Source organism: Bacillus sp. FJAT-25509, from assembly GCF_001420605.1.
Lineage (GTDB): Bacteria > Bacillota > Bacilli > Bacillales > Bacillaceae_G > Gottfriedia.
Map to the genome: position 1 here is coordinate 69,835 of NZ_LJIZ01000026.1, position 26,934 is coordinate 96,768.

A 26,934-nucleotide genomic window follows, 5' to 3' on the forward strand; every position below is an offset into this window, starting at 1 on the left:
AAATTTTTTGAAAATCGCTAAGTTTCACGAATTATTTTGCTAAACTAATTTTTAATACATCTTCAAGTTGCTTTTCCCAGTTTGTCCAAGTATGGTCCCCTTCATATTCTGAGTAATGTAATTCTACAGGGAAATTTGCTAAATATTCCTTTAACTGTAAACCACCTTTGACAAAATTAACCCATTGCTTACTTGGTGTGAAAACATTATCTTCTTGTTTTCCAACAGTTTGAACAATAGAAAGAATCGAATTTAATTTTGTATTCTTTAAAAATTCTATTACATCATCGTTCACAAATGGTGATTGCATAATGACTTGTCCAAATGTATTAGGATATGTAAATGCAGCTTGTAATGAAACAGTACCACCTAATGAATCGCCGATTAATGTTCTGCTATGGGCTAATCCAAGTAAAGGTAAATGATCATCTAAATATGGAAGTAATTCTTCAGCTAAAAAACGAATATAGTTTTTTTGACCAGGTTGAGAAGGGTGGTATAGTTTAAAGCGCTCATCTGGTGAAGAATATGGTATACCCACTATAATTGTAGGCTGAATTGAACCTTCTTTTGTTAATTTTTCAATTACTCGATGAACTTTTCCTAAATTAAAATAATCTTGTCCATCTTGGGCAATTAATAAGTGATGTTTTATTAACGGAGTGTGCATGCTTGAATAGTATATTGTAAATGTTATTTCTTTTTTAATGTGCTCACTATATAATGTATGTTCTTCTCTAGTACCATTTGTTTGAATCATAAAATGTCTCCTCTTCTTTTCCCTAGGATGATATAATTAGATGTTACTTCATACAAAAAATTTAGAAAAGCAAAATGTATTAAACGCTTACAAAATAAGTCTGAAAAGAGGTGAAACATGAGTAAAAAACAACCTAATGCAATGATGTCTTTATTAATTTTGTCCATTGTTGCGATTTCAACTTCAGCTATATTAGCTAAATGGACGAATGCTTCTCCATCTGTTTTAAGCATGTATCGCCTCTGGTTTACATGTATATGGATGCTACCATTTGTATTGAAACGAAAAAATGAATTAAAAGCTTTAAAAAAATCACATTATAAATCATTCGCTTTAGGTGGGTTAATGTTAGCTATCCATTTTATATTATGGTATGGTTCATTAGTTTTCACTTCAGTGGCAAGCTCAACGATCATATTAGCTCTTCAGCCATTAGTGGCAATGATTCTTGGATACTTTGTATTTAAAGAGCGAACGTCTATGCAATCTAAAATATGTATGATTATCGCTATTATTGGCGTATGTCTAATAGGATTCGGTGATATCGGCTTAAGTATGTCAGCGTTTAAAGGTGATATTCTTTCATTTTTAAGTGTAATTGCTGCAGTGCTCTATTTAATGGTTGGACAAACAACCGTAAAAAATACATCTCATTGGGTGTATAGTTTTTGGGTATTCGCATTTTCAGCTGCATTTTTAACAATCTATAATATCGTAACGATGGATAATTTCTTTGATTACCAATCAAAAGATTGGATCATATTTATTGCATCTGCCATTATTCCTTCATTAGCACATATTATAAATAACTATTTATTAAATTACGTAAATGCTACGACAATATCAATGAGTATCCTTGGGGAACCAGTTGGTGCATCGATTTTAGCAGTTTTCCTTCTTCACGAAATGTTATCATCATTTCAGCTAATTGGAGGCACAATCGTAATTGTGAGTGTATTCTTGTACCTATATCAACAGCAAAAAGAAATTTCATCAATACAAGTCAAAACAGATAATTCTTCATCAGCTTAGAGAATCACGAAAAGTTATTAAATTAAATTTAAAAATTACTTCAAAAAACTTTCAAATCTATCTTTAGATTGAAAGTTTTTTTGTTTTTTAACTAAAAATAGGTAGAATAGATAATAGCGATTAGAAAAATATTCCATAAACTTTTATCTAGCAAATAAAAGGAGAAAAGAGCTACTTATGAAGAAAAGGAAGAAAAAGGCCAAGAATCCTCTCCATTACATCTTTATTTCTTATATAATCATTACATTTTTATTTTCATTCTTATACTATCTCCCATTTACGCGAATTTCGAATATAAGTTATATAGACAGTTTATTTGTTTCAACGAGTGCGATTAGTGTGACTGGACTAACAACAGTAAACTTAGTTGAGACATTTAATGTATGGGGGAAAATACTATTAATGATCCAAATGGAAATTGGTGCAATCGGAATTGTTGTATTTATTAGTTATGGTTTTATGCTACTCGGTATTCGGATGACAATTTCAAATTTACTAGTCATATCGAAGGATCAAAATCAAAGTAGCTTTAAGACAATTAAAAGATTAAGTTTATCAGTTTTATATACATCATTATTTTTTCAATTTATAGGTGGACTCTTTTTTTATAGTCAATTTAGAGGGAAGTATGATACTGCATTAGAAACTTTATTAGTTACTGCTTTTCATTCCGTTGCAAGCTTTACAAATACCGGTTTTGATTTATTTGGAAATAGTTTAATTTCATTTCAAAAAAATAATGTAGTTTTAATTGTAACAGCAGCGCTAATTTTTATAGGTGGATTAGGCTATCCGACTATTATGGAATATATCTATAAATACAATAAGAAAAAATCCTTATTTACAAGAATTAATATGCGCCTGCATTTTTCGTTTATGATTATTGGGACAATTGTTTTTTGGCTTTTAGAAAGACGACATGCGTTTAAACATTTAAATTTTTTTAATCAACTAACAAATTCATTTTTTTTATCAGTTACGAGTCGAAATGGTGGGTATGCACCGCTTGATATTGCAGAACTAACATTGCCCGCAATCTTAATACTTTTAGTGCTGATGTATATCGGTGGAGCTTCGTCGAGTGCAGCAGGTGGGATTCGTTTAACAACCGTTTCGGTATTAGCTGCAAAGATGTTTTCCGTTATTAAGTCACAGGAAGATACAATTATTTTTAGAACAAGCGTAAAGAAAGAAGTAGTTGACCGTGCATTTGTTATTGCGATGAGCTTTATCATTTTAATCACATCTGCAACAATTTTTATTTCGATTTTTGAACCATTTCAGTTAGATTTAATATTACTAGAAGTCATTTCGGCCATCACAAATACTGGATTATCATTAGGGATTACAACAAATATTCATAGCGTGTCAAAAATAGTCTTAATTTTATTAATGTTTATTGGAAGAATTGGGATTTTCACGTTAATTTATTTCGTACTTCGAGTAGATAATCAAAAATTAAAATATGTTGAAAAAGACTTAGCAGTTGGGTAAGGAGGAAATTATATATGCCAAAACAATATTTGGTAATAGGTGCTGGACGTTTTGGGAGAGGAATTGTAAAAGAATTTGATCGGTTAGGTCATGAAGTTGTTGTTTGTGATAAAGATAAAAAGACATTAGACCAATTAGAAGAGTACACAGAGTATGCAGTAATTGGCGATTTGCGTGAAGAGTCTATTCTAGAGGATTTAAATGTAAGTCAATTTGATGCAGTATTTGTAGCGATTGGAACGGATTCTTTAGCCTCTATCTTAATAACGAGAAGATTGAAAGAGAGAAAAGTAAAAAGAATAATTTGTAAAGCAAATAATCGTGAAGTTGGTGGGATTTTAGAAAGCATTGGAGCGGATTTAGTAATCTATCCAGAAGAGGAAGCTGGACATAAAGCAGCACGTATGGAAGCGATGAGTGGGATAATTGAATACATAGAAATTACAAAGAACGTTGCAGGAGTTGAAACGGTCATCCCTGAAAAATTAGTTGGTAAAACATTGAGAGAAATGAATTTTTCAGTGAAATTTGGCATTACGGTTGTCCTAATCATCCGTGACAGTGAGCCAATGGTATCACAAATTGGAGACGTAGTTTTTCAAAGTGGTGATTTAATTTTTATTGTAGGAGAAAAATCAAAAATTGAATTGTTTAAGAAAAAAGTTGGGTAAATCAATTAGGGCTTAATTATATTTACCTATTTGGAACGTTTAAACGTCATGGTTGAATATACTAATCCTAAATGACTAATCAAGGATTGGTGTTCTTGTATGAGCCAAGTTATGGAAGTTATTGGATCCTGGATAAATGCGTTAGGAACGGTCAGTTCAGCAATTAGTAGTACACCTATGAGAGGGTTAAAAGGAGAAGACCGAAAAGGGTGGGAGGAACTAAGTTTTCATCTAGATTTTGGCGGTAATGCCTTTCAAGCAATCGGAAATATAATAGAAGCTTATTTAGGAGAACCTAGTGTATTAGAAGATGCAGGTGAAATTATCCAAGCTTCAGGTAATGTCACTGTATTATTTAGTTTATTAGCTGCAGAAGCAGAGGAAGAAAAAGAAGAAGAAGAAAAAAACCCAGATCGAGCGATAAAATTAAATATAACAGGGAATGCTCAACAAGCTTTCGGTGGATTAATCGCAGCTTTAGACGAAGTAAGTTCAGAAGATTTTGATGTATCTGGTTTTATGGGAAATTTTTTACAAGCGATTGGAAACACATTACAATCATTAGCTGGTTTCGTAGAGCTAGAAATAGAGGATTTAAAAGACTATTTAGAAGAAACCGGGCAAGTAGAACAACCTAGCGATTTATCAGATGGAGTCATATTTGACGTACTGCAAGAATATCATGGCAGTGCGCCAGTATCTGAGGCTAGTGAACTATCGGATGGAATTATATTTGATGAAGTACAGGAATATACTGGAAGATTACCTGAAGATGATACCGTTGAACTTTCAAATGAAACTGAAGATCATAATGGAAAAATATCAGAACTAGTAAGTGAATCTTCTAATGATGAAAAATTGAATGAAATTGAATATCTTTTTGGTAGATTACCAGATTATGAACCAATTGATGAACAATATGAAACGATTCCAACTCAACAGGATGAATCAATTTTTAGCCAACAAAGCGAGCCTAGTGATCTGGCAGATGGAGTCATTTTTGATGTGCTTCAACAATATGATTCAGAAACTGAAACAAACCCATTAGTGAAGGAATACGAAGAACTAGCATTACTATTAAAATATAGTGGAAGTTGGATTCAAGCTGGTGGTTCAATCATATCCGTATACGCTGAACAAAAAGAGTTATTTAAAAGGAATTCTGAACAAGATGAACAAGATGAACAAGATGATCAAGATGACAAAGAGGAGAAGACATTCGAAAAGAAGAACAATTCTAAAAGAAAAAATAAACAGAAAAAATCAGCGGAGAATAATATAGAACAAAATCAAAAGAAAAGCATGTCCTCAGAATATACAGAGATAAAGAAAAAGAGCTAACAAAAATAAGCAATAGTGTGGATGTTAGTTCTAGATACATAGATTAAAGATTAAAAAGAGTTCCTCATATAAAGCTGTTTCTTAAAGGAGCTTAAAAGAATCTTGTAGAGTATATTATTAAATAGAAGATATATGTCAGCAGTACAGTACTTGCACTCTTACAAATTTAGTAAAATACTCAATAGTAAACGATTTTAAAAATTTTTGATTACATAATAGGCAAACAGGAAAATATTAATAGTAAAGAGGGTATACCTTCACCATGTTTAGTTAAGGAATATGGGAATATTAATTTTTAACTATTGGAGAGATCGCCTATGAAAAGTAGAATGATAAAAATCGTTAAAAACTATAAAGTTCAGACATTTGTATTTGGTGTGGGTGTTTTGCTATTGTTCTTAACAATTGTGATTGGTAGTATTCTATTAAGCAATATACCGAAAGACAAAGATTTGAGATGGAAAGATTTAATGCATACAATTGGTGAAATCGAAGCAAGGTCGAATAAATGAGTATTTTTCAAAATTAAAACTACAAACTAGTGGACTTATATTCGAAATTTTTTGTTAAATATTGGTTGAAGAGTTTTAGACAAAACAGTATAATAGACTTAATTAGAGAGAATGATCTCTCACATATATTACGATTCCATAGCTCAGCTGGGAGAGCACTACCTTGACAGGTATCAAAAACCTGTTTAAAAGTTGAGCAAAAGCTAGACATCAGTTGACACAAGTGATTTTTCAGACAGTGAACTTTTACCTGCTTTTTATGGCAGTTGAGCACTTATAAACATCAGTACACCACAACCCTAAAAGTTTAGGAAGGTGGTTTTTTTTATGCAATTTAATAGGTTTACAAAGGAATTTATTGAGGAAAGAAATTACAGAGGACTTTCCCCAGCTACTATTAAAGGTTATCAGGATACTTTTAAAATGTTTGAGCAGTATTTACATGATGAAGGACTAACTAAGGTAGAACAAGTTAATACAAGAGTAGCAAAAGGTTTTATGTTTAAATGTAAAGAGCTAGGCAATAACCCTGTAACTCTCAATACAAAGTTAAAACTGTTAAAGGCTTTATTTAATTGGGGCATTGAGGAGGATATAGTAGAAACTAATTCATTTAAAGCCATTACAAAGGTTAGAGAAGACAGTTATACTACTGCATTTACTGATAAAGATGTGAAAATGATTATTTCTTATTTAAAGAGGAGATGTAGATTAGAAAAACACTTTCCTCACATTGCTAAAAGGAATTATTATCTTTTTCTAACTTTCATTTCTACAGGATTAAGAAGAGGGGAAGTTTGCAACCTTAAATGGTCTGATCTTGATCTGCAAAATGCAATGATGAGAGTATATGGCAAAGCTAGGAAAGAGCAGTTTATTCCTGTAAGTGATTTACTAATTAAAGAGTTATTATCATGGAAAGCATATAACATAGAACATTTTGGAGAACTACCAACACATATTTTTATGGATGTACAAAAGAAACCTCTCAATGTTGATGGAGTGAGAAACTTTTTTCAAAGACTTTCAGGGGTTGTAGGATTGAACTATAGATGCTCAGCTCATGTATGTAGACATTATTTTGCTAAGACATATATCCAGTCAGGAGGAGACATTAAGAGCCTCTCAAGAATACTAAGACATACCACTATTAGGACTACAGAAAGATACTTGAATATGAGTGTAGAGGATTTACAAAGATCAAATGAACAGTTTAATCCATTAAACAAACTTTTATAAAAAATAAATTAAAAGATTAAGGAGCAGGTATGACAGCCTAGCTCCTTATTTGTTATGTAATAATGTTGGAAAAAAAGGGTTTAGTTGATTTTTGTAGAATAATGTACAGGTTGTACTGTAGTTTATAAAGTGGAGTGAACTATATGTCTAAAAGAAGAGACTTAACCCTTAATGAGAATGCAATATTACTTTCAGAGGTTGAAAATATGTGTCCTACTTATTTAATAGTCCTTCTTTAATATGACAATATCTTTAAAATTAAAAAAGTAGGAGTGAATTTATTTATAAATTTAAATTATAGAGAATTGTAAATTTAAGTAATTTTATGTTCATTCTTGTCAAAAAATGATAAATTAGAAATAAATGGAAGTATGTTTGGGGAGATTTAGTGAAATGAGACTAAGAGAAATTAAACAGATATTAGAAGAAAATGTTAACTTTTTAAGAGCTGAATACAAAGAAATAAATGGAAAATATGAAATTCTAGCATTTCAAGAGATCTATAAAGCTATCAGAAATTTAGAAAATCTTGGTTTTCTTAAGGAAGATATTGAGTACTTAGAGTCAATGGATACTATATTTCATGATAAGAGCCAAAGAGTAATTGTTGATGGTACTGGACTTACTACATTTGCCACTAAAATAGATATCATAAACTTAAAAGTAGTTGCAGTAATAAATGCAATCAAAGAAGCTCTTCCAGAACAGGATCAAAATTCAATAAGTATAAAATTACCAATGTATACAGAATTAAAAGAGGTCTCAATCTTCATGAAAGAAATTGATATGATACTTAATCAGACCTTTATTAATGAATACAAATCATCTATTAAATTACAAAATTTTGATTCAGGTTCAAATTGGATAGAAATAATATTAGAAAATAAAGAAGCAATTATTTTTATGGGTGGACTTGTTAATAGTGCAATTAACTTTTTGAAAAGTAGCTATTTATCATGGAAACAAACAAGTCATACTATAAAAATGCTTGAGACAGAAGATAATGCAAGACAATTAATTTTAAAGGCTTTAGAAGAGAATATAAAAATGCAAGCTCAGTCACATGCAAGTGCTTTAATGAAAGACTTTAATATAGATGAGAGTCATCAGGAATATCATACTAATTTATCACATTCAATTCAAAAGTTAGCTGAACTATTGTCAAAGGGTACAGAAGTACATACTGCTCTAAATGCTCCAGAAGAAACAAAACAAGCTTTCCCTGATGTAGAAAAAACTTTAACACTAATTGAGAATGCAACTAAATTATTAACTAATGGAAATTCAGAAGAATAAATAATTATAATTAGAGGCTGAGGAAGCCTCTTTTTTAAATATACATAGAGATTTAAGGGAGATAATTATGTTAGAAAAATTTAGAGGATTTATTTCTTATACAGAAGATGAATTAAAAGATTTATGGGACAAAGCAGTTTTTGTAGTTGATACAAACATTTTAATAAATTTCTACAAATACACTACAAAAGAGTCCACACAAAGTCTATTAGATATACTAAAAACATTAAAAGAAAAAGGTAGGTTATGGATTCCTCATCAAGTTGCACTTGAGTACTTTTTCAATCATGAAGATAATATGTTTAAGCAACATGAGGGCTATGACCTATTAGGAAAAGAATTAAAAAAATTAAAAGATGATGCTAAAAAAACTTTAAGTAATGTTAAAAGTAAACATCCCTACATAATGACAGATAATTTTCAATTTTATCTTGATGGATTAGAACTTGCAAATGAACAGGTACAAGATCAGATAAAGAGAGAAATTGACAGTTTACCTGACTTTAACACAATACAAAAGGATTTATTATCTTTACTAGATGGAATTATTGGAGTGCCATACCCACAAAAGAGAATTGATGAAATTGAAAAAGAGGGAATTGTTAGATATAAAAATAATGTACCCCCAGGGTTTGAGGATAGTGGAAAAAAGGATAAAGAAGGCTTTAGAACATATGGTGATTTTAGGTATCAGCATTTGTTTGGTGACTTAATTGTATGGAAACAAATAATTGACAGAGCAAAAGATGAGCAAAATTCATCTCCGATAATATTAATTACTGAAGATAGAAAAGAGGATTGGTGGGAGAAGGCTAAGGGACAAATTAAAAGACCACATCCTCAACTTATCCAAGAGTTTTATAATGAAACAAATCAGAATTTCTACATGTATAGAACTGATAAATTTGTTATAAATGCAAAAGAATATTTGGATGAGGATTTTAATGTGACAGAAGAACAAATTCAGGAGGTTTCTAAGGAAGTTGAGCATATTAGAAATATTGAAGAAAAAGTTGAGTCAGATGCTCATTACATATTTGCAGATGAAAATTTCCTAGTTGAACCTAAAAATCATGACCTTTTTAGTAATGATGATTATTTTCTTAAGTTAATTAACAAAAATCAACTTATTGATTACTTAACTGAAAGTGAAAAAGATCTTTTCCTACAAATGCTTTCTGAGACACATGAGGTGGGTAAAAGTAAAACTATCTTAAACTTTAGATATAATAGAGCAGTAAAATTTGCAATGAGAAATGCTATAAAAAGGGTAGAGCAAGAGTTAAAAGATTTAATGGTGGAATTAGCAACTTTAAATAAAGATGATGCTAGTAAAGAAAAGACACATTATTTTAAATTAACTACTTATGATTTAGATGAAAGGATATTTAATATGTTAGAAGGAATAGACAGAATAAAAGAAAGAATAAAGTTCCTTAAAGCTTTTCCAGATGGGCAGTTATGAGAAAGTAATTGATTTTTACTTAAAGGGTAGGAGAATAGAATCCTGCTCTTTTTTATAATCTTATAAGACTATTGTTAGATTATCTGACAACTTAAAAGTATTTTTTGTTGTAGAAATTGTTTAGACACTACTTGCAGGTCAGAGCTACTCCTGCTCCCCCATGTCCCCCCTTTCTTTTGCTTACAATATAAATAAATGGTCTCATAATCAACTGCTATTGAGACTGTTTGAATGTGGTTGATATTACTGACATGAAACTGTCTCATATATCAGTAACAAAAGTAGTATTTATAAATTGTGACCTAAAGCAGAGTAGATGGATTCACATATACAATTATTAGGATCATGTACAACAGGAATAATGCATGGAGAATATATAGATTTGAAAGGTAAAATTAATTGTAAATATTTTTTATATTAGATGGACTCTTAATTTCTTGGATATATGTATAGTGATAACACTTGGTAATACTGTATTTCTATTTTTCTAATAATCCAACATCAGAAAATATTCCAATATATAAACAAAAAAAACAGCCTAATGCAGCAAAGGGAAATGTTATCCTTAAGCTAAATTAGGCTGTTTTTTAATTATTTATTGATCTGTATCTATATTGTTATGTCTATACAATATTTAATATTATTTTATTAATTGTTGTCTGAGCTTTAGATCAGTATGTTTTATACAAAGGTGAACATAGTGAACAGACTTATCCTTAAAAGCATTACATCTTTAATAACTTTAACTGTATTTAACTTTTTATTTAACAGTTTAATAAGGATTATTCATATATATGTCTAATTATCAATGTCCATTTAAAGTACTCTTACATAAATTTAATATAACTGAAAATTTTATTAATTTATAAACCCAGTCATATCAAGGGTTCTAATAGTTGTCAGAAAATAATTACTTTAGTGGACATACTTTAAGTTTTAGCAGACTTTTTCAAATCCTGCTTTCTTATGTTACTCAAATTGGGATGTCATATTAATTGGTACAAAGATATTTACAATAAAAAAGGCATGAGCATCATCTCAGCTCCTACTTATAAATAACCTCTTTATTTTAAATGGATGCTTTTCTTTATAGTTCATAAAATCCTCATAACAGTCTTTCCTGCTCTTTCCATTGCCTATACTTTTAATATAGATGCAAAAGATGCTTATGCTATTGCTATGTATATGATAGAGCATGAGCCTGATGATTGGAGAGAATAACAGAATACTGAATTACATAATAATGGAAAACATTTACAATTTAGTATTATCAATTTATATTAACTAAATAACAATTATTTGGAGGGGTATCAATGGATGTTTACAAAAATGTGGCAAGAATAATCACAGATGAGGATAAGGCTAAAATTGGTATTGAAAAAAATAAAGATGGTCAATTACTTACTGATAGATATAGAACTATGGATAGTAAGGGTGGTGGAGTAATTATGGAATTCTATGGAACTCCAAATATAGATTTAATAGCTAGAAAACTGATTGAGATAGCTGATAGCAATATTTATAATGTGAAAAAACAGTTAGGAGTTGAAATAAAAGGTACAATATTTTCAGATGACAAAAAGCTAGATATAAATGAGAAAAAGTTTTTTATGGAATTTATTAGTTTTATTGAGGCTAAAGGGTGGTCATTTGAGGGGAGAATCACTCAAGTTGATAAGGAAGTAGTGTTTGAAGAATAATAGTGTGGAGGTAATTTAATGACTATATATAAGTATTATGTAGTTATTGAACCTGAGGAGGATGTTTTTACTGTTAGTTTTCCTGATCTAGAGAATTGCTTTACTGATGGGGCTACACTAGAGGAAGCAGTTGAAATGGCTCATGATGCTTTAGGAGCTTTACTGGCTGTCTATGAGGATGATGGAGATGCAATACCAACAGCTACAGATGCAGAGAAGATAGTAGTTCCTGGGGGAGCTGAGCTGATATTAATAACAGTAGATACTGATAACTTTAAATAAATTCATAAACTTATTTAGTGGTAGTTGGTGCTCCTGCTCTTTTTTTTCTAAAATAGTAGAATAATAATAGCATAGGAAACTTGATTGATAAGCAGTAAGACTTATACTTTTTCAGGTAAAAGACTTTCAATAAATGAGTGTAAGAACTTCTTTTAAAATAGTAATAACAGGTCATAAAGTTAGAAAATCAGTTGAGCACTTTAAGACATCAGTTGACACCTTTTCCACATCTGTTTAAAATGGAGTTAGGGTTGAGAAATGCTGAAAAGTACTCAACTGCCTGAAACTCAGTAGCTGTAAGGCTTTAACAGCCTACATTCTGATTCCATAGCTCAGCTGGGAGAGCACTACCTTGACAGGGTAGGGGTCGCTGGTTCAAGTCCAGTTGGGATCATACAAATTAGAAGGCTCAAACCTAAGTGTATCAAGGGTTTGGGCTTTTTTTATTTTTAGTTGTTACTTTTTTGGGTAAAGTTCATTGCACAAAGACTGCACAGAAAATTCACGTGAGTATTAATTTAAACCAAATTTTTCTTCAAATCGATCAACTGTATTCTTCTGCATTTCTTCATTTGAATGTGAGTAAATACCAAGTTTTGTTTCAACTCTTGAATGGCCCATTCTATCACTAACGATCTTCGGGTTCTCGCCCATTATCATTAATATTGTCGCATCCTTTTGTGGTTTAACTACCGAACCTCACCTTGTTGTATTGGATATAAATCCGAACTTATCTATTAATCTTTAAGTATAAAATCATGTTTAAAAATTACTTTAATTAGGGATGCTAGGAAAATCATTGTAGACGCTACTCACACTTCCTAGGTTTACTATTACCAGGTCATAATACGTTTGCAACTACTAGTACAGGAAAAAAATGTACGATCATTGGTACATCTAGAAGTGACAAACTAAAAGGTACATGGAGAAATGATGTAATCACTGGAATTGGCGGAAACAATCTCATCAATGGAGGTAGGTTTTAATTGATTCTTCATCATTTATCGTACTGTAAATTCCTGGGGACATTCCTATCAGACCTAGTCCAATCGCTGAAAGCTCTAAATCACTATTTCCGATGTCTAAATTCTCTTGATAGCAGTACATTAAAAAAATCTCTTGTAAAATTTTCCTGCAAAGGGGATTGTTTTTAAAATTATATACTTAGAATCTATTGACTAAGTTCATATTTAAATAATCCATTTTATTAAAATAATGTCAATATATTATAGGTCTTAATGACCGTTTACCCCAATCTCTAGCAATCTAATTTACTTATTTTAATAAAATACTTAAAGAGTATTTTACATAAACCTATTTTATTCTTCAAATTTCGCTATTTAAATAAGAGGAAAATGTCTATTCTTGTAACGAAGTAATGAATAATTCCCCCAATTTACAGTGAATGCATGTACAAATACAATATGAATAAAGTTCCCGTTCTAAATCGATAGAATATTAGATTTGTCTTGTTGAAAATTTTTGACGGATTAATATCTATTAAGTTCCGTTATGGAAATGGGGATATGAAATTTGAAAGGGGAGATATTTTAACAAAACATAAGGAAGTAGAAATGAGGTATTACATATTCTTGTTTATTTCAATAAAGTCTTAGATCTTTAATATTTAAATCGTTATTTTTGCCTTACAAAAGTAAAGTGAATTAATCTTGTTCAAGATCTAAAAAAGATCGTAGTCTCAATTTGACTAGTTAAATGGGGCTGTCTCTCTCGCTGTAAACTTCAACTAAATTTAGAATTATTCCATCAAATTAATCCTCTAATTTTCTTGTAAAGACTACCCGCTTATAATTTAATAGTTTGAAAGGGTGGAGAGTTTGAAAAAAAGAAAAGTATTTCCTTACAAGGTAATTTCTTCAGTTGGTCTATCTGTAATACTATTTTCATCAAATGTATTTGCTGAAGGAGTTAGTAATAATTCATCAAATGAAAAAGTAAATCGTAATATAAGCGATTACATAAAAAAAGGATTAATATCTGAACAAAGTCAAAAACGATCAGGTGACAAAAATCATGTTGGAGATAAAAACTTATACGATTTAGATAAAGAACAAATTAAAAAGTTTAAACCAGACGATAAAGTAAGAATAATAGTTGAGGTTGATAGTCCAGTAGATGCATCAGCCATGTCTGAAAAAACAAAAGAGAAAGAGTTTAAGATAAAGCAAGATAATGTCATTAATAAACTTAATAAAACGAAAAAAAATATTCATGTAAAACATCGTTTCTTTACAGGGTTTAATGGATTTAGTACTGAAACAGAATACAAGAATGTGAATGAAATCAAATCAATTCAAGGTGTAAAAAATATTCATCTAGCTAAAGTGTTCCAACCATCTATGGCTGCCAGTAAAGAATTAGTACAAGCTCAAAAAGTTTGGGAATCATATGGATATCAAGGAGAAGGTTTAGTAGTTGGAGTAATCGACTCAGGTATTGACTGGACACATAAGGATTTGACGATAACTGACAAAGGAAAACAACAAGAAAAGTGGACTAAAGAAAAGATTCAAGGGAAATTTGCAGAAACAAATGTGAATGATATTTGGTATAGCGACAAAGTTCCAACAGGATATGACTGGGCAGATGATGACACAGATGTTATTCCTGGCGAATTTGGAAGTCCACATGGTACACACGTGTCAGGAACAATTGGTGCAAATGGAGATGAAACAAATGACGGAGTAAAAGGGATTGCACCTGGCGTACAATTGTTAGCAGAAAAAGTATTTTCGGATTATGGTGGCGGAGCATATGAGGATGATCTTATTGCAGGAATACAGCACGCAGTAACGATGGGTGCAGATGTTATTAATATGAGCTTAGGAAGTGATTCGGGGTGGGTTGGCGAAGAAGATGATCCAGTCCAAAAAGCGATTCGTCAAGCAACTGAGCAGGGCACTTTGGTTGTTGTTGCAGGAGGAAATGCTGCTTATAGTACGAAAAATTATTTATTAGAAAGAACATCACTACCATTTGCTGAGAACCCAGATATTGGAACAGTAGGATCACCTAGTGTCAGTCCTTTTGCTTTATCTGTGGCATCCTATGAAAATTCAAAAATGCATGTGGAGTCTATGCAATCAACTACTGGTGAAAATTTCCCATATAAAAATCAAGCTGATAAGAAACTTAGTGACGTTTTAGAAGAAGGGAAAAATTATGAATTTGTTTACGTTGGTGAAGGAAGAGCTGCTGATTACGCGGGTAAAAATGTAAATGGTAAAATCGTTGTAACAAAACCAATTCCATCAACAGGCTATAGAGGGAATGTTACTTTCCAACAAGAAGCAGCAAGGAAAGGGGCAGTTGCACTGATCCAAGTACCACCCTCAGATTTACCAGATTACCCTAATGTAGATTTTTCACCGTACTTCTTGACATCCGTTACTACTTCTAAAGCTATAGGTGATGATTTAATCTCAAAATTATCTAAAGGGCAAAAAATAAGTATGCAACTCTCAAGTGGAGTATATGTCGATAATGAAAATAAAAACAAAATGTCTTCTTTCTCGTCTTATGGTTCACCTTATACGTTAGATTTTAAACCTGAAATTTCTGCTCCTGGCGGAAATATTTATTCGACAGTACCTGGAAATCAATATGATGTTTATAGTGGTACATCAATGGCAACACCACATGTAGCAGGAGGAGCAGCACTTTTATTACAGTCATTATATAATAAAGGATTAAGCCATTCTGAGGAGACTGTTCTAAAATCAAAAATTGCTTTAATGAATACTTCGAAGATGATAATGGATCCTAACTCGAATAACACATTACCTTATTCTCCTCGAATTCAAGGTTCTGGTTTAATGCAAATTCAAAATGCAATTACGACTCCGGCTATTATTACACGAAAAGGGGCACCACTTGAGCAAGCTGGAGCTGTAGCGTTAAAAGAAATTAAAAATGATCGAGCGATTTTCAACTTGAATGTGGAAGCATTTAAAAACCTTAATCTAAAAGATGATTTAGAATACTCTGTGTATGTAGACGTTTTAACAGATGGAACTGAAACGAAAGAATTCGACTACAACAATGACGGGAAAAAGGATTATTCTAATGAATATTTAACGTTACAAAGTAAACGTGTAGAGGGTGCTTCTGTCTATGTAAACGGAGAAAAGATAACTAACTCACAAGGACTTGCATTAAAGATTAAGCAAGGACAAGAAAAAAACTTAAATATTGAAATTCGACTTCCTAGAACCTTAAAGAAAGACGCATTTATCGAAGGATTTGTTCGTCTTATACCGACTGGTGCAAATAAAGACAAAGCAGTTCCTTTAGCTATGCCATATATGGGCTTTTTAGGTGATTGGACAAAACCAAAAAATATTGATCCTGCTCCGTGGAGTGATGGTGTATATGTAGGATATACTGTACTTTGGGATGATGTATCTGAAACTCCATTGGGATATGATCGAATGACAAATAGCTTTAATTTAGATCATATGACGATTTCACCAAACACGTTCGCACCAGGTGTTTATCCGTCGTTTCAAGTACTACGAAATTTAAAAGAAACTGAAATGTATATTGAAGATCAAAAAGGGAAAAAAGTGAAATGGTTAGGAAACCTAAGTGAATTCACACCGGATGGTTCACCATTTAAATTCACAAAAAATAACATGGCTAATGGTGATTTCTACTATATGTTGGATCGATATTCTGCGCCTAATTATACATGGAACGAAACAAATGAGAAGGGTGAGTTTGTTCCAGATGGTACTTATAATTATGTAATCAAATCAACTTTGGATTATGAATCTGCGAAACCACAATATGTAAAGCTGCCTGTAAAGATTGATTCAAAGGCTGTAAAAGTATCAGATATTCAAGTTCAACCAAAAAATGGAAAATATGAAATATCATTTAATGCTGTTGATAGTGCCGGTGGTAGCGGATACAACGGTGCCATTGTATTTGTAAATGGGGAGTATTATGAAACGAACGAAGGAGAAACATCGCTTAGTGTACCAACTGAACCAAAAGGTATTGTAGTAATGGCTTATGATTATGCATACAATCAAAGCTATACTGTTTGGGGTGACGAATCATATATTGATTACAATATGGTTCTTAGTTGGTTTTATGTTTCTGGAACAAATGTAAACGAAAATAATCCGGCTCAAATAACTGGTTATGCAAACAATCGTGTAGATTGGAAAATTTATGTTAAAGATGAAAATGGCAACATAATTGATACAAAAGAAGTATTAAATGAGCATACTTTACGTATGAAATGGACACCTGAATCAAATGTCCCAGATGGTACGTATTATATTTCTGCAGGTGTAACCACGAAGGATGGATTTAAAGTTACAACAGATTCAAAAAAAATTACAGTAAAGCGTTAATTTTTGGTACAAGCCGGCTTTAAATGAGCTAGGCTTGTATTTTGTTGTATTTTACAAGGGTGAGATCATATGAAAGTGATTTTTATCGGAAAGGGAACAGTTTGAAAAAGATAGTAATGCCTGAAACAGAAAAAAATCAGAAGAAGAAAAGGAATAACTGGACGGGGTCCTTAATAGGATAAAAGCGGGGTGATAGAATGAAATTTTTCAATGATTTCGTGTGTAGTCTATGGAACATGAACTTTTATGCTGGTTTGACAGATAAAAAATTTTCCTATGCAGTAAAATATATATTTCTACTTCCGCTTATTTTAACGGTACTATTTATACTATTGAAGTTTCCAGGATTTTACCATGAAATGACGCTTATGAAATCCGCTTTTCAAACGAAAGTACCGGAATTTAATTTAAAGGACGGAAGATTGACAGTCAATAGCGACCATCCGATTTATTTGGAGAAAGAAAAGAACTCCATTTTCGTGGTGGATACCACAGGGAAAACGACAGTACACATATTGGATTCATATCAAACTGGTTTTTTGGTGACAGCAAACGAAATCATCCAAAAAAATCAGGGGCAGACAAAAACCACATATTTTAAAGACTTTAAAGAGCTGTCTTTCACCAAAAAAGACCTCCTCAAATGGTTTAATCTGATGTATATCTTCGGGATTTTGTTCATCGTGTTATATTACCTTTTGGGTGTCATAGGCATGTTCTGGAGTGCACTAGTCGCTTCCGTTATTGGACTCCTGTTAAAATGGATTATGAAAGCGAAAGTGGAGTTTAGTCAGATTTACCTCCTATCAGTCTTTGTTGTAACCCTGCCAAAATTACTAAATATTACATTTTCCCTACCATTCTGGGTATTTTACGGGATCGTACTCATATACCAAATCCTTGTTTACAGAAAAATTCGGCAAATAAAAGACCATACCGCATAGCGATATGGTCTTTTTATACCTTTTGCAGGAATCAACCCAGAATCCAATAAGCAAAATCTTGCGTGTTTTCCTTTACACTAAATATTGGGTTTAATGTATATCGCAATGTACAAAAAGGATTTACTACTAAAAATCAATTTGCTAACTCCTAGATAGCCTAAACTTTCTTTTTACCGCTATTTGATGATACTTTACATGAATTAGAAAAGGCAATTAAGGCAGAAATCGAAGAGATAGGGGATGGTCTTGTCATTGAAGTAGAGCGAATTAAAAAAATTAGAATTTGATGTTAAAACACATGAAAAATAATTAAAAACTGAGAGAGGTGGTAGTCTTCTTTCTCAGTTTTTTATTGTGTTTAAAAAGTTAACAGATACTTTATTTTTTTATTGTTTTAACAAATTACTTTTTCGCCAAATCTTTATTTCATCTTTATCTCATCTTTATCTCATTAGGATATACTTCTTTCCGAGCAGAATTATTAATCAAATTATAATTACTCAATTATAGAAAGAAGTGAGTACATGAACATTCGTAAACGATTAAATAACGATCGTAGGGTCGCAACATTTTTCTTATTACCTAGTTTAATTGGTTTTTCCCTTTTCTATCTAATTCCATTTGTAATGGGTACGATTTATTCTTTTAAAGATGGAGCGATTGGTGGTTCTTTTGTTGGTCTTTTCAATTATAAAGAGCTATTAGCAAGTGCTTCATTTTTAAAAGCAGCCTCAAACACATTTTGGTTTACGGCAATCAATGTCCCGCTTGTAATAGGCATTTCTTTACTACTGGCACTTTGCTTGCATCAAACAGTACTGTTTAAAAATATCATTATCAGTTCATTCATCTTACCAATTGTTGTACCAGTCGCTTCGATTGTAATGTTATGGCAAATATTATTTGACTGGAACGGTACATTTAATTCATGGTTGGTGAATTTAGGCTTTACTCAAATCGATTGGATGAAGTCAAATTGGTCGATTGCAGTTGTATCTGTTGTTTATTTATGGAAAAACATCGGCTATAACATGATCCTATTCTTAGCTGGGCTTCAAAATATACCAAAAGATTACTATGAGATAGCCGATATAGAAGGCGCAGGTCGTTTATTTAAATTTAGACAGATTACTTTGGTTTACTTAACGCCAACGATGTTTTTTGTTGTTTTAATGAGCATTATTAACTCCTTCAAAGTATTCCGTGAAACGTATCTAATCGCAGGAGATTATCCTTATGATCGCATTTATATGATTCAGCACTATATGAACAACATGTTTGCTTCATTAAATGTTCAAAAACTAACCGCTGCTGCGTCATTAATGGTCATATGTATTTTAATTTTAGTGTTTGTTTTCTTCGCGATTGAACGTCGATATCGAAAGTTTATGAGTTAAGAACGAGAGGTGAAGAGGATGAAAAGAAAGTCGTTAATACGAAAATGGATTTTAACTTTTTTCTTATTGATAATGGCAGCAATGATGGTTTTTCCCATCGTTTTTACGTTATCTAATTCTTTTATGACAGAGAAAGAAATTAGCCAAAACTATCCATCAGATATTGAAAATCAACAAGATAACAATGCACAAAAAGATTCGTTTATCCATTTGAAGTTGCTTCCTGAAAAGTTCTCGTTTGAACAATATAAAGGATTCTTTGACAAAAAACAATCATTCATTGACAAAGAACAATCAAATATGAAATTTTATGGGAATTCCGTCTTAATGGTATTTCCAATCATACTAGGTCAACTGATTGTTGCATCACTTGCAGCATATGTCTTTGGAAAACTAAAGTTCAAAGGAAGAGATACGCTATTTTTCGTGTATATGGTCACCATGTTGATGCCGTTTCAAGTCACACTTGTACCGAATTATCTTATTGCAGAACAGTTAGGGATCTTAAATAGTTTTGGAGCCATCATTTTCCCAGGAATATTTGGTGCGTTTGGTGTGTTTATGCTCAGACAATTCGTCATGACGATTCCTTATTCATATATCGAAGCTGCAAAAATAGATGGGGCTGGTCACTTTACGATTTTTATAAAGATCATATTACCACTTATTCGACCAGGACTTGCTGCGCTAGTCGTATTATTATTCGCCGATTATTGGAATATGGTTGAGCAACCACTTATTTTTCTAGATGATCCATCAAAATTTCCATTGTCACTATATTTATCTCAAATCATCCAAGATACAAAAGGGATTGGTTTCGCAGCATCAATTTTATATATGGCACCAATGTTATTGATTTTTGGATTCGCAAAAAAATATTTAATCAAGGGAATTCAGCTATCAGGAGCAAAGGATTAAAGGATACATCATGAATTAATAAAATTGCATGTTGGATAAAATATAAGAATGGGAGAGCATAGAAAGCGAGCGTGGATAGATCATGCCATACAAAATCTTAATAGTAGAAGATGAAACGATTTTACGTGAAATCGTAAAAGATTATTTAGTATATGAAGGTCATGAAGTAATTGAAGCGATCGATGGTGCACAAGCATTGGAATTGTTTCAAGAACAAGATTTTCATCTCATTATTCTTGATATCATGTTACCGAAGCTTGATGGATGGGCAGTTTGTAGAAGAATACGTAAAACTTCAAATGTACCAATAATAATGTTAACTGCACGTGTTGATGAGGATGATACACTACTGGGGTTTGAGTTAGGTGCCGATGACTATGTTACAAAACCGTATAGTCCTCCAATTTTGCTGGCAAGAGTTAAACGTTTGCTTGAAAGTCGATATAAAACGAATGCTATATCGAAAGATACATTAACTAAACATGGCATATCGATTGATTTTTCTTCACGGAAAGTTCAAGTAGATGGTGAAAATATCAACTTAACCCATACTGAATTTGAAATATTAACATATTTAATGCAAAACCATGGGATTGTGATTACAAGAGAACAACTTGTGCAAAAGGTTTGGGGCTATGACTACAATGGTGATGATCGAACAATTAATACACATATCCGTAATTTACGTACAAAATTAGGCAGTAAATCAAAACTGATTTCAACGATCATTCGAACAGGATATAAGTTTGAGGAAACCCTATGAAACTAGGAATAGTCTTAAAACTGTTTTTATTAACGACAACTTTGTGTTTGCTTATCACTGGATCCATTTATATTGGTCAAACAATCTTTTTTAAACAATACTATGCAAATCGAAAAGTAAATGATCTGAAATCAAGTATCAAATCATTTGAGAAACAATACCTAAAAAGCAAAGGTAATGTTCAAACAATCCAGCAATTAGAGCAAGACTTTTATCGTGCTCAAAATACATGGATAACAACATTAGATCAAAATGGGAATATAAAAACTGCAAGTGATTATTATGTGGAAATTAAAATAGAAGAAGGCAAAAGTTCATATCATTTTTTAAGGGTACCTCTGTATCATTTTTTTAAAGCAGAAGATTTTTTAAAAGATACGCCTACGATTTCAAAAGGAGATAGTGTGGATATATATACTGTTGAAAAAAACAATAGAAAAATCCCATTCTATCTATATTCAGTACAGAATAATTCATATTGGGTAAATCAATATATTTGGACAAACATTGAAAAAGAAATAAAACCTACTAATCAACACTACAATCTAAAAGAGAAAGTAGAATTAACTCAAAAGTATGTCTCTAATTATCGAATCAATCGATCAAAGGGAATCATACAAGAGGTACGGATTCCTAATCGGAATGATGTTTCAAGCATCATATATAGTAATAACTTATTGATGGATCGTATTAATGAGTTTCAAACGAGCTTATTGTTTGATGAACAATCTAAGTACGAAACGTTCAAAACACTCGATTATGAACAAAATGGCATTAAATATAAACTTTTTATCGATCCAATCAAAAATAAAAATGGTGAAACATATTATATTTTTTCAATGGCGTCCCTACAACCAGTTGACGAAGCAGTACAAATGGTAAAAGATTATTTTGTCTATATCATTGCGTTTGTTTTACTTCTAACAATTTTAGCGTCCATTTACTATTCATTCAAAATTGCAAGACCCTTATTAAGAATAAACGATACAACTAGAAAAATTGCACACTTAGATTTTTCAGAACGAATTGAATATCATTCGAAAGATGAGATTGGCGATTTATCAAAAAATATTAATTTACTTTCCAATACGTTACATTCACATATTACGCAATTACAACAAGACATTGAGAAAGAAAAACAATTAGAAAATACAAGGAAAGAGTTCATTTCAGGTGTTTCTCATGAATTAAAGACCCCGCTCAGTATAATGAAAAGCTGTATATCGATACTAAAAGACGGTGTTGCTATTCATAAGAAGGACTACTATTTTGAAGCGATGGAAAAAGAAGTCGATAAGATGGATCTATTAATTGTTGATATGCTAGAACTAGCTAAATACGAGTCTGGAACGTATAAAATGAAAATGGAACCTTTTTTTATTGATAAAATAATTGATCATGTTTGTAATCAATTATCTTTAGACATTGAGAAAAAGGAACTAACAATTCATAAAGATTTAATTTCAATCGAAGTGTTCGCAAATCAACATCGAATTGAACAAGTCATAACAAACTATATTACAAATGCTATCCGTTATACCCCTGTTCATGAACATATCTTTATTTCAATGACAATTGAAGATGAACAAGTGAAAGTAAGTGTGGAAAATAAAGGATCACATATACCAGATGGCCAATTAGAAAAGGTTTGGGAACGTTTCTATCGTGGAGATAGGTCTAGACAACGATTAGAAGGTAGTACTGGGTTAGGGCTTGCCATTTCGAAAAATATATTAGATTTACATGGTGTGAAGTACGGGGTCATGAATACATCGGATGGCGTATTATTTTACTTTTGCTTAAATAAAAATAAGTGAAATTGTGTTAAAAAAATTTAACTATACTATTTTTTCTGTTGGATCGCCCTAGTCAAAAGGGCGATTTTTTATTTCAAGCTACCGCTCCTAGAATTAACCAACTATTATTAAGTTAAAATTTTTATTAATCTTTTAAAAAACTTTATTTCATCTTCATTTCATCTTTATTTGAGGAGGGTAATCTTACATTAACTGAATATGAGAAAGGGAGATGAAAAAATGAAAAGAATAGTGGCTTTATTGATGAGTTTAATCCTAATATTTAGCCTTTTCGCCTGTAGTAGTGGAAACACACAAAGTGAGGGAAGTAAGAAAACAGAACAAAACAATTCCAAAAGTGGTAATAACAACGGTGGAAAAATGAATAGGGAAGATCTTTCGTTAAAGGTAAGCAAAGATGAGAAAAAAACGATCACCATCTCAGTCTTAGGGAAGCACCCAGACTTTGTATTGGCTGCGAAGGAATACGAAAAAAAACATCCAAATATTACAATCGAACTGAAAAGCTTTGCTTCTGGCGGTGGCGGGATATCTCTACTTCAACTTGAGAAATATGTGTCACAGACGACGACAGAAGTGTTATCTGGAAAAGGTGCTGATTTATTCATCTTGAACGATCAAAGTTTGCCGATTGATCGATACATTGATAAACATGCCTTTGTTGATCTCAATCAATACATTGAAAATGATACGTCTTTTGACAAAAGTCAATATTACATGAACATTCTTGAACAGTCTAAAATAAATGGCGGTCTGTACGTTTTGCCCACGCGTTTTTCATTAGGTGCTTTAATTGCAAATCAGGAAGCGATTTCAAAAACAGGCATCCAAATTGATGACCACCAGAACTGGACTTGGGATCGATTTACAGAAATAAGCAAGCAGTTAAAGTCAAAAGGAACACTTGATACTGTGATGCAAGTTACACCTGAAGGTATCTTAAATCCCTTAGTTTTCTCAAATGAAAACTACGACCAACTGATTGATATGGAGAAAAAGGAAGCCAAATTCGATTCTCCGTTATTTATTGATTTAATCAAAAAAGTAAAAAAAATGTATGACGACGGCGTTTTATCAGATTATCAGCTCGGTGTGCAGAAAACAACGTATTTTACAAGCTCACCAATCTATTCTGTAAACGATTATGCGATGCGTTCTGCTATGTACTATCAGAATGCGAGCATTTACGACTTTCCACATTCTACGGAAAAAGAGACAGGTGTTACTTTTGCTGGATACGATCGCTATGCGATGAATGCAAATTCCACTGTCAAAATGGAAGCATGGGATTACCTGAAATTTTTACTTTCTTATGAAATACAAACTCAATCAGTAAGCGGTATGTTTCCTGTGAATATCGCAGCAAATGAGAAGGAATTTACAGATGTAATAGATGGAAAAGTAGACAATACAAAAGATAATGGCGGAAAAGGTGGCAAAGGTGCTACAGTAACGGTTTCAGAAGCATCATTGGAGCCATTGAAACAAATGATTTCTGAAGCGAATACACAGGTACGATGGAATGAAAAAATCAGAATCATCATAGAGGAAGAATCGAAAAGCTATTTTAAGGGTCAAAAAACTGCGGAAAATGTAGCGAAGATTATACAGAACAGAGTAATGACTTACTTAAACGAGTAAAAGAATAAAATTTTAGGAGACCATTCATAAATGGTCTCTTTTTGTATGTCCAGAAATAGTAAAAACCAGAATTTTTGTCCGTTTTGTCCGTTTTTATCAATCTTCATTGATACTTCATTTCATCTTTATCTTATCTTTATTCGGAAGCTTTATTTTTATTGTATAGATATTCAAGGAGTGGAGAGAGCGGTGAAAGAGAGATGAAATCCTGTAAAAGAAAGAAAAAATGGATGTTAATGAGCATAATTTTAAGTTTATGTGCGGTATTACTCATATTCTTAAGCTTTTACCATTTAGTTGGTAAATTAAAAAGATTTGCTGTTGAAAATGTAGCAAAAAGTGCCGAAAGCGATCAAGTACAATTAAAGACCTCCAAAAACAGTGACAAACAAAACACAGATGATCATGCAAAACAATCAACTGCTAAGAAATCAGAGGCCGGGAAACTAAATAAATCAATAGAAAGTAGTCAAAAGCAAAATCAGGAGCAAGAAAATAAAATCAATTTATCCATTAAGAATCAACAAATTATTCATAATCAGAAAGTTGTCTATCTGACATTTGATGATGGACCGAGTATGCTAACAAACCAAATCCTTGATGTACTTAACAGGGAAAAGATAAATGCGACTTTCTTTATGATTGGAAAAAACGTAAATAACCATCTAGACGAAGTAAAAAGGGCGGTTCATGAAGGGAATTACATTGGCGCACATAGTATGACCCATAACTATCATCGACTATACAAACAAGGTTTTTTTGTTTCAGAAATGGAACAAACTTTATCAATTATCAATCGTGTGACTGGTGAAAAAACTCGACTAGTTCGTGCTCCTTATGGCTCGAGACCAGGTTTGAGTTTAAAACTTCGCAATGATGCAGTTAACGCAGGATTAAAGATTTGGGATTGGAATGTAGATACACTTGATTGGGAGAACACTGCGAACGCTTCGACAGTTGTATTTGAAGTAATGAAGCAAACAAACAAAAATAAAGAAGTCATTTTACTTCACGAAAAGCAAACAACATTGGATGCACTTCCTGAAATTGTTAGTTTTTTAAGAGCAAAAGGTTATGCGTTTAAGGTATATAATCCGAACGAACATTTTTCACTAAATTTTTGGAATGATTGACGTCTTTGAAATTTTAATCTTCAATTCATCTTTATCTAATATTGAGTTTGTCATCATTAGCAACAATTTGACTATTAAATATCTGAAAGATAGATAGATAACTAGGGGGGAATTTATATGAATCAGAAAAAAAAGGGGATAAGAACCTTCTTATTTTTAATTATATCAATTATGATATTAGTATTTATCATTAAACATAAAGATAATGGACTATTAAAAAATAAAGAAAATACAGCTCAAGCATCAACTGAAAATAGAATGAGAGTAAATACATCTTCTGCGAAGATATTAGCTGGTAAAACAATTGTCATTGATGCAGGTCATGGTGGAAAAGATATAGGTGCAAGTGGACAAAACGGAACGAATGAAAAAGATGTAACATTAACAATGGCCAAAAATATACAAAATGAGCTAGAGAATCGTACTGACGCTAAAGTTATATTAACGCGTAATGATGATGTAAAAATATCACTTGGGGATCGAGTGGAAATTGCTGAAGAAAGTAATGCAGACTTATTTGTTAGTATCCATTTTGATGCCTTTTTTACGAATGAAGTCGAAGGTATTACAACTTATTATAATAAAATAGTGGACAAGCCAATAGCTAGATTAATGCATGATCATATTTTTACTAATGGTTTGGATGCACGAGATCGAGGGGTAAGTTTTGGTGATTACTATGTATTAAGAGAAAACCCGAGACCAAGCATCTTACTTGAACTTGGATATATTTCGAATTCAACCGATGAAGCACGAATGAATTCAGAAGAATTTCAAACAAAGACAACAAACTCAATCGTTGATGGGGTGGTCGATTATTTAAACTAGAAAAAATCGTAATCAGGACAGAGAAAAATAAAAAGATAGAAAGAAATCAATTAGCACATACGAGGAAATTAATATAGTAGAAGTGTCAAAAAAGCAAGGGGAAGATTAGGTGGGAAATTTTAATACTTATTCAACTACAATGGAAGAAATCTTCAATATTCCTTTCACTGTGGTGATAGGGAATCGGATAGTAGCATAGTACCTATGAAGTTGGGTTAAATTTCATCGACCGCTTGATTCACTGGACTATATATGGACTTAAAATATTTATAAATACTGAATTATCTTCGTCCTCCATAATTTACAGGGTAGGGTTC

General features: G+C 31.9%; 22 protein-coding genes and 1 tRNA gene. 20 read left to right on the plus strand and 3 right to left on the minus strand.

Translation table 11 applies throughout. The annotated features are described in order from the left end of the window. Positions 1-31 precede the first annotated feature (31 nt). Complete coding sequence (locus AN960_RS16565; protein WP_056473676.1) at positions 32-760, minus strand: alpha/beta hydrolase; 729 nt, start codon at positions 758-760, stop codon at positions 32-34. Positions 761-877: 117 nt separating this feature from the next. On the opposite strand from AN960_RS16565, the gene AN960_RS16570 reads away from it, so the two are divergent. The 11 genes from AN960_RS16570 (at position 878) to AN960_RS16620 (ending at position 12,186) form a co-directional block, all read left to right on the plus strand. Further along, positions 878-1,792, plus strand: a complete 915-nt coding sequence (locus tag AN960_RS16570; protein WP_056473677.1) for a DMT family transporter — start codon at positions 878-880, stop codon at positions 1,790-1,792. 177 nt (positions 1,793-1,969) lie between these two features. Further along, on the plus strand, positions 1,970-3,286 hold the full coding sequence (locus AN960_RS16575; protein ID WP_082459550.1) for a TrkH family potassium uptake protein: 1,317 nt from the start codon (positions 1,970-1,972) through the stop codon (positions 3,284-3,286). A 14-nt stretch (positions 3,287-3,300) separates the two neighbouring features. Then, complete coding sequence (locus AN960_RS16580; protein WP_056473680.1) at positions 3,301-3,957, plus strand: potassium channel family protein; 657 nt, start codon at positions 3,301-3,303, stop codon at positions 3,955-3,957. Between the two features lie 99 nt (positions 3,958-4,056). Continuing rightward, positions 4,057-5,298, plus strand: coding sequence for a DUF6944 family repetitive protein (locus AN960_RS16585; RefSeq protein WP_056473682.1), 1,242 nt, complete (start codon positions 4,057-4,059; stop codon positions 5,296-5,298). Positions 5,299-5,615: 317 nt separating this feature from the next. After that, entirely contained in the window at positions 5,616-5,810 is a 195-nt protein-coding gene (locus AN960_RS16590; RefSeq protein ID WP_056473683.1) for a hypothetical protein, read from the plus strand. A 327-nt stretch (positions 5,811-6,137) separates the two neighbouring features. Further along, on the plus strand, positions 6,138-7,049 hold the full coding sequence (locus AN960_RS16595; RefSeq protein ID WP_056473685.1) for a tyrosine-type recombinase/integrase: 912 nt from the start codon (positions 6,138-6,140) through the stop codon (positions 7,047-7,049). Between the two features lie 393 nt (positions 7,050-7,442). After that, positions 7,443-8,345, plus strand: coding sequence for a hypothetical protein (locus tag AN960_RS16600; protein ID WP_056473687.1), 903 nt, complete (start codon positions 7,443-7,445; stop codon positions 8,343-8,345). A 67-nt stretch (positions 8,346-8,412) separates the two neighbouring features. After that, positions 8,413-9,810, plus strand: coding sequence for a PIN-like domain-containing protein (locus tag AN960_RS16605; protein ID WP_056473689.1), 1,398 nt, complete (start codon positions 8,413-8,415; stop codon positions 9,808-9,810). Positions 9,811-11,123: 1,313 nt separating this feature from the next. Beyond that, the gene (locus tag AN960_RS16610; protein WP_056473690.1) at positions 11,124-11,510 is read left to right on the plus strand and encodes a hypothetical protein; all 387 of its coding nucleotides are present in this window, start codon (positions 11,124-11,126) and stop codon (positions 11,508-11,510) included. A gap of 18 nt (positions 11,511-11,528) precedes the next feature. Continuing rightward, the gene (locus tag AN960_RS16615) at positions 11,529-11,792 is read left to right on the plus strand and encodes a type II toxin-antitoxin system HicB family antitoxin (protein WP_056473691.1); all 264 of its coding nucleotides are present in this window, start codon (positions 11,529-11,531) and stop codon (positions 11,790-11,792) included. A 321-nt stretch (positions 11,793-12,113) separates the two neighbouring features. Next, positions 12,114-12,186: transfer RNA gene (locus tag AN960_RS16620), tRNA-Val, on the plus strand. A gap of 119 nt (positions 12,187-12,305) precedes the next feature. On the opposite strand, the gene AN960_RS24540 is transcribed toward AN960_RS16620, so the two are convergent. Both AN960_RS24540 and AN960_RS24545 read right to left on the minus strand, forming a co-directional pair. Further along, on the minus strand, positions 12,306-12,452 hold the full coding sequence (locus AN960_RS24540) for a hypothetical protein (protein WP_156339704.1): 147 nt from the start codon (positions 12,450-12,452) through the stop codon (positions 12,306-12,308). A gap of 306 nt (positions 12,453-12,758) precedes the next feature. Continuing rightward, positions 12,759-12,899 (minus strand): hypothetical protein, encoded by a 141-nt coding sequence (locus AN960_RS24545; protein ID WP_156339705.1) that lies wholly within the window; start codon positions 12,897-12,899, stop codon positions 12,759-12,761. Positions 12,900-13,621: 722 nt separating this feature from the next. On the opposite strand from AN960_RS24545, the gene AN960_RS16625 reads away from it, so the two are divergent. The 9 genes from AN960_RS16625 (at position 13,622) to AN960_RS16665 (ending at position 26,617) form a co-directional block, all read left to right on the plus strand. Next, a complete protein-coding gene (locus AN960_RS16625; RefSeq protein WP_286131736.1) occupies positions 13,622-17,176 on the plus strand; it encodes a S8 family serine peptidase in 3,555 nt (1,184 codons plus the stop codon). A 197-nt stretch (positions 17,177-17,373) separates the two neighbouring features. After that, positions 17,374-18,120: a DUF1189 domain-containing protein gene (locus AN960_RS16630; protein WP_056473693.1), complete on the plus strand. Its 747-nt coding sequence runs from the start codon at positions 17,374-17,376 to the stop codon at positions 18,118-18,120. Between the two features lie 524 nt (positions 18,121-18,644). Beyond that, entirely contained in the window at positions 18,645-19,517 is an 873-nt protein-coding gene (locus AN960_RS16635) for a carbohydrate ABC transporter permease (RefSeq protein WP_056473695.1), read from the plus strand. Positions 19,518-19,535: 18 nt separating this feature from the next. Then, positions 19,536-20,435, plus strand: a complete 900-nt coding sequence (locus AN960_RS16640) for a carbohydrate ABC transporter permease (RefSeq protein ID WP_056473702.1) — start codon at positions 19,536-19,538, stop codon at positions 20,433-20,435. An 82-nt stretch (positions 20,436-20,517) separates the two neighbouring features. Next, positions 20,518-21,198, plus strand: coding sequence for a response regulator transcription factor (locus tag AN960_RS16645; RefSeq protein ID WP_056473704.1), 681 nt, complete (start codon positions 20,518-20,520; stop codon positions 21,196-21,198). Further along, entirely contained in the window at positions 21,195-23,015 is a 1,821-nt protein-coding gene (locus tag AN960_RS16650; RefSeq protein ID WP_056473706.1) for a sensor histidine kinase, read from the plus strand. The genes AN960_RS16645 and AN960_RS16650 overlap by 4 nt, the downstream gene beginning before the upstream one ends. Positions 23,016-23,234: 219 nt before the next feature. Beyond that, positions 23,235-24,656 (plus strand): ABC transporter substrate-binding protein, encoded by a 1,422-nt coding sequence (locus AN960_RS16655; RefSeq protein WP_172795427.1) that lies wholly within the window; start codon positions 23,235-23,237, stop codon positions 24,654-24,656. A gap of 200 nt (positions 24,657-24,856) precedes the next feature. Next, positions 24,857-25,789, plus strand: coding sequence for a polysaccharide deacetylase family protein (locus tag AN960_RS16660; protein ID WP_056473710.1), 933 nt, complete (start codon positions 24,857-24,859; stop codon positions 25,787-25,789). 117 nt (positions 25,790-25,906) lie between these two features. Further along, entirely contained in the window at positions 25,907-26,617 is a 711-nt protein-coding gene (locus tag AN960_RS16665; RefSeq protein WP_286131737.1) for an N-acetylmuramoyl-L-alanine amidase family protein, read from the plus strand. Positions 26,618-26,934: the final 317 nt, after the last annotated feature.

What these genes read in the sequence shown, in the direction of transcription:
- AN960_RS16565 (WP_056473676.1), bottom strand. Translation starts at nt 760, where the DNA reads ATGATTCAAACAAATGGTACTAGAGAAGAACATACATTATATAGTGAG.
- AN960_RS16570 (WP_056473677.1), top strand. Translation starts at nt 878, where the DNA reads ATGAGTAAAAAACAACCTAATGCAATGATGTCTTTATTAATTTTGTCC.
- AN960_RS16575 (WP_082459550.1), top strand. Translation starts at nt 1,970, where the DNA reads ATGAAGAAAAGGAAGAAAAAGGCCAAGAATCCTCTCCATTACATCTTT.
- AN960_RS16580 (WP_056473680.1), top strand. Translation starts at nt 3,301, where the DNA reads ATGCCAAAACAATATTTGGTAATAGGTGCTGGACGTTTTGGGAGAGGA.
- AN960_RS16585 (WP_056473682.1), top strand. Translation starts at nt 4,057, where the DNA reads ATGAGCCAAGTTATGGAAGTTATTGGATCCTGGATAAATGCGTTAGGA.
- AN960_RS16590 (WP_056473683.1), top strand. Translation starts at nt 5,616, where the DNA reads ATGAAAAGTAGAATGATAAAAATCGTTAAAAACTATAAAGTTCAGACA.
- AN960_RS16595 (WP_056473685.1), top strand. Translation starts at nt 6,138, where the DNA reads ATGCAATTTAATAGGTTTACAAAGGAATTTATTGAGGAAAGAAATTAC.
- AN960_RS16600 (WP_056473687.1), top strand. Translation starts at nt 7,443, where the DNA reads ATGAGACTAAGAGAAATTAAACAGATATTAGAAGAAAATGTTAACTTT.
- AN960_RS16605 (WP_056473689.1), top strand. Translation starts at nt 8,413, where the DNA reads ATGTTAGAAAAATTTAGAGGATTTATTTCTTATACAGAAGATGAATTA.
- AN960_RS16610 (WP_056473690.1), top strand. Translation starts at nt 11,124, where the DNA reads ATGGATGTTTACAAAAATGTGGCAAGAATAATCACAGATGAGGATAAG.
- AN960_RS16615 (WP_056473691.1), top strand. Translation starts at nt 11,529, where the DNA reads ATGACTATATATAAGTATTATGTAGTTATTGAACCTGAGGAGGATGTT.
- AN960_RS24540 (WP_156339704.1), bottom strand. Translation starts at nt 12,452, where the DNA reads ATGATAATGGGCGAGAACCCGAAGATCGTTAGTGATAGAATGGGCCAT.
- AN960_RS24545 (WP_156339705.1), bottom strand. Translation starts at nt 12,899, where the DNA reads ATGTACTGCTATCAAGAGAATTTAGACATCGGAAATAGTGATTTAGAG.
- AN960_RS16630 (WP_056473693.1), top strand. Translation starts at nt 17,374, where the DNA reads ATGAAATTTTTCAATGATTTCGTGTGTAGTCTATGGAACATGAACTTT.
- AN960_RS16635 (WP_056473695.1), top strand. Translation starts at nt 18,645, where the DNA reads ATGAACATTCGTAAACGATTAAATAACGATCGTAGGGTCGCAACATTT.
- AN960_RS16640 (WP_056473702.1), top strand. Translation starts at nt 19,536, where the DNA reads ATGAAAAGAAAGTCGTTAATACGAAAATGGATTTTAACTTTTTTCTTA.
- AN960_RS16645 (WP_056473704.1), top strand. Translation starts at nt 20,518, where the DNA reads ATGCCATACAAAATCTTAATAGTAGAAGATGAAACGATTTTACGTGAA.
- AN960_RS16650 (WP_056473706.1), top strand. Translation starts at nt 21,195, where the DNA reads ATGAAACTAGGAATAGTCTTAAAACTGTTTTTATTAACGACAACTTTG.
- AN960_RS16655 (WP_172795427.1), top strand. Translation starts at nt 23,235, where the DNA reads ATGAAAAGAATAGTGGCTTTATTGATGAGTTTAATCCTAATATTTAGC.
- AN960_RS16660 (WP_056473710.1), top strand. Translation starts at nt 24,857, where the DNA reads ATGAAATCCTGTAAAAGAAAGAAAAAATGGATGTTAATGAGCATAATT.
- AN960_RS16665 (WP_286131737.1), top strand. Translation starts at nt 25,907, where the DNA reads ATGAATCAGAAAAAAAAGGGGATAAGAACCTTCTTATTTTTAATTATA.